The organism is Stutzerimonas stutzeri SDM-LAC, from assembly GCF_000235745.1.
Classification (GTDB): domain Bacteria; phylum Pseudomonadota; class Gammaproteobacteria; order Pseudomonadales; family Pseudomonadaceae; genus Stutzerimonas; species Stutzerimonas stutzeri_H.
The window spans coordinates 1-2,016 of record NZ_AGSX01000100.1 but is presented as its reverse complement, the minus strand read 5'-3'; the positions used below and the strand labels follow the sequence as shown (position 1 = coordinate 2,016).

2 protein-coding genes are annotated in these 2,016 nt (G+C 62.3%); both read left to right on the top strand.

From position 1 onward, the window contains the following. Positions 1-124 precede the first annotated feature (124 nt). Positions 125-871, top strand: coding sequence for a class II aldolase/adducin family protein (locus PSTU_RS0110620; protein WP_019341006.1), 747 nt, complete (start codon positions 125-127; stop codon positions 869-871). 50 nt (positions 872-921) lie between these two features. Beyond that, positions 922-1,851, top strand: coding sequence for a 2-hydroxyacid dehydrogenase (locus PSTU_RS0110615; RefSeq protein ID WP_019341005.1), 930 nt, complete (start codon positions 922-924; stop codon positions 1,849-1,851). The last annotated feature ends 165 nt before the right edge of the window (positions 1,852-2,016 follow it).

Here is a 2,016-nt window from a genome sequence, read left to right as displayed (position 1 = left end):
GGCGGGCGCTGCAGGAAGAAGAAAACCGCAAACACGCCGTCAGCGCCGAACAGGCCTGACGGTCGCGACGTCATTGCAAGGCACCGCGCCGGCTGGCGTCTTCGATATGAACGGAGCAGATGCAATGCAAGATTCAACCGCTACGAATCGGGAAGCCGAATGGCAGGTGCGCAAGGATCTGGCCGCGGCCTATCGGCTGGTCGCGCACTTCGGTTGGGATGATCTGGTGTTCACCCATCTGTCCGCCCGCGTACCGGGGCCTGAACATCATTTCCTGATCAATCCGTACGGGCTGTTGTTCCAGGAAATCACCGCCTCGTCGTTGGTGAAGGTCGACCAGGAAGGGCAGATCGTCCAGAGCGGCAGCCTGCACCGGGTCAACCCGGCCGGTTTCACCATCCATAGCGCGGTTCACATGGGCCGTGAGGACGCCGGTGCGGTGATGCACCTGCATGCTCCGGATGGCGTGGCAGTCTCCGCGCATCGCGATGGCCTGCTTCCGCTGAGCCAGACGGCGATGCTCTGCCTCGATCACCTCTGCTATCACGAGTACGAAGGCGTGGCGCTGGACCTCAGCGAACGCGAGCGGCTGATCCGCGACCTTGGCGACAAGCGGATGATGATGCTGCGCAATCACGGTGTGCTGACGGCAGGCGGCACGGTCGCCGAAGCCTTCACCTATCTCTATTTCCTGATGAAGGCCTGCGAAATTCAGGTGCGGGCTCAGGCGTGCGGCCCAACTCACATGCCGTCGGCCGCTGCCATCGAGACGACCCGTCAGCAATCGGCCGAACTGGGCAGCGCCGCCAAACTGACCTGGCCGGCATTGTTGCGGCTGTTGGAGGCCAACGGTCACGTCTACGCCATTTAACGGCAAACTGGCAGCAGTCCTTCCTTCAACCGAGCAGAAGCCGAGTGCCCATGAAAATCCTCTTCGTCGCCGCCGACCCCAAACCCGAGCGCTGGACCAGCCTGATCCAGCAACAGTTGCCAGACGCCGATATCCAGGTCTGGCAGCCGGACAATCCGAGTTGTGGTGCTGATTACGCCATCGTCTGGCATCCACCGGCAGCGCTGTTCGATAAAGAGCCGCAGTTGAAGGCCGTGTTCAACCTCGGTGCCGGCGTGGATGCGCTGGTGCGGATACCGAATCTACCGCGCGATATTCCGATTGTTCGCCTCGAAGACGCCGGCATGGCGGTGCAGATGGCGGAATACGTGGCCTATCACGTGATCGGCATCAGCCGCGACATGGATGCCTATCGTGAACAGCAGGCGGCCGGCCAATGGAAGTTGCGCCGCCCCATCGAACGCAGCGAGTGGCCGATCGGCGTGCTCGGGCTTGGACATATCGGTCAGCGTGTCGCGCGGACGCTCGCGGCATTGGACTATCCGGTCAATGGTTGGGCGCGGTCCGCACACTGCATTGATGGCGTGCACAGCTTTGCCGGCGCGGCTGGGCTCGACGAGTTCCTTGCTGAGACTCGGGTGCTGGTCAATACGCTGCCGCTGACCGACAGCACCCGCGAACTCATCGACCATTCGATGCTGGCCAAACTCCGGCCTGACGCGGTGGTGATCAATGTTGGTCGCGGCGAGCATCTGGTCGATGAAGATCTTTGCCGTGCCATTGAAGAGGGCAAGGTGACCCGCGCGGTGCTCGACGTGTTCCGTGAAGAACCGTTGCCGTCCTCGCATCCGTTCTGGCAGATGCCGCAGGTCACTATCACGCCGCATGTTTCGGCGCGAACCCTGCGCGAAGCGACCATCGCCCAGATTGCCGAGAAGATTGTCGCGCTGGAAAACGGCCAGTCCGTAAGCGGTGTGATCGACATCCAGCGCGGGTATTGAGGGCTGACCCAGCCAGGGTTCAGCCTCTGGCGGATGGGTTGGGTTAAATAGCCGAAGGCGTGTGCCGGCGTTCAAGCATGTCCGGTTGGTCGCGCCGTTGTTTCGACGAAAGCGGACCGTGGTAAAGGGCGCGAGCGCTGTCGGCAGTTCCAAGCTGCAGCTCGT

Coding starts and splice junctions, on each gene's coding strand:
- PSTU_RS0110615 (WP_019341005.1), top strand. CDS start 922: ATGAAAATCCTCTTCGTCGCCGCCGACCCCAAACCCGAGCGCTGGACC.
- PSTU_RS0110620 (WP_019341006.1), top strand. CDS start 125: ATGCAAGATTCAACCGCTACGAATCGGGAAGCCGAATGGCAGGTGCGC.